General features: G+C 58.4%; 2 protein-coding genes. One reads left to right on the top strand and one right to left on the bottom strand.

Translation table 11 applies throughout. The annotated features are described in order from the left end of the window. The coding region (locus tag ACXRVY_RS28485) for a nucleobase:cation symporter-2 family protein (RefSeq protein ID WP_458238887.1) at positions 1-1145 on the bottom strand (1145 nt) is incomplete at its 3' end. Between the two features lie 256 nt (positions 1146-1401). Here ACXRVY_RS28485 and ACXRVY_RS28480 point away from each other — a divergent pair. Then, a partial coding sequence (locus ACXRVY_RS28480) for a BrnT family toxin (RefSeq protein ID WP_458238888.1) occupies positions 1402-1527 on the top strand: 126 nt, incomplete at its 3' end.

Genomic DNA, 1527 nt, shown 5'->3' with positions numbered 1-1527 from the left:
ACGTTGTTGCGGTAGTCGACCTTGGACAAGGTCCGAATGCCGCTGGCCGCAACAGTGCCGAACAGCACGATGCCGGCGCCACCCAGTACCGAGGTCGGCACGGCGGCGATAACCCGGCCCATGAACGGCAGCAGGCCGAGGATCACCAGGAACAGACCGCCAGTGGCCACCACGTAGCGGCTCTTGATGCCGGTGACAGCCACCAGGCCGACGTTCTGGGCGAAGGCGCTCTGGGTGAACGAACCGAAGATCGGCGCGAACATGCTCGACAGCATGTCGGCGCGCAGACCGTTGCCCAGGCGCTTGGAATCGACCTTGGTGCCGATGATCTCACCGACGGCCAGAATGTCCGCCGAGGTCTCCACCAGCGTCACCATCACCACGATGCACATCGACAGGATCGCAGCGAAGTGAAAGGTCGGCATGCCGAAGTGGAACGGCGTCGGGAAGCCGAACATCGGGCCCTGGGTTACGGACGAGAAATCCGCCATGCCGAGGAACACCGCGATGATCGTGCCGATCACCATGGCCAGCAGAATCGACAGGCGGGAGATGGTCGCACTGCCGATTTTGCTCAGCAGCAGCACCAGCACCAGCGTTACCGCCGCCAGGCCGATGTTCGCCACGCTGCCGAATTCCGGTGCATGGCTGTTGCCGCCCATGGCCCAGCGCGCGGCTACCGGCATCAGCGTCAGGCCGATGGTGGTAATCACGATGCCGGTCACCAGCGGCGGGAAGAACCTGGTGATACGCGAGAACACCGGGGTTATCAGCAATCCGATCAGGGACGCCGCTATCACCGCACCCAACACCGACTGAAACCCGCCCTCCCCGCCACTGCTGACAATCGCCACCATGGTCGCGACGCCGGAGAAGGACACGCCCTGTACCAGCGGCAATTGACAACCAAAAAACGGTAAACCCAGGGTTTGCAGCAACGTTGCCAGCCCCCCCGCAAACAATGAAGCAGCAATCAACAAACCGATGTCCGCCGGCGAGAGCCCGGCCGCCTGGCCGATGATCAATGGCACCGCGACAATACCGCCATACATGGTTAGAACATGTTGCAGGCCATAAGCCATATTCGCGCCGATCCCAAGATTTTCGTCCTCGGGCCGTTGGTGTGAAACATGGGGCGTTTTCATGGTAGGGGGTTCCCTGGTTTTTGTTATTCGCACACTGTATTCAATAGTCGTGACAAATGTCTATAGAGTTGTATACAACTTATCAGTCACAAAATGGATACCTGTCCATTTCCACCTGCTACCCACCCTCCAGGCCCCGCCAAAAAACCTTGAAATACATCCCTCCCTGTCCAAACTCGGGTGCTGACTAGTCTTTCGAATTCCTGGCGACCATCGGTAAGGCCCGCCCCTTTTTTATACATATAAAGTATGCATAATGAAGACATTCGAAATTCAGGTCCACAAGGCAAAGAACGCAGCCAACAAACTCAAGCACCAAGGCATCAGCCTCGCAGAGACTGAACCGGTATTCCAAGACGAACGAGCGCTGACCATCGAGGAT

The sequence above is a fragment of the Pseudomonas sp. P5_A2_2 genome, assembly GCF_054177685.1.
Note: the sequence above shows the minus strand (reverse complement) of the source record. Positions and strands in the feature narration are given on the sequence as shown.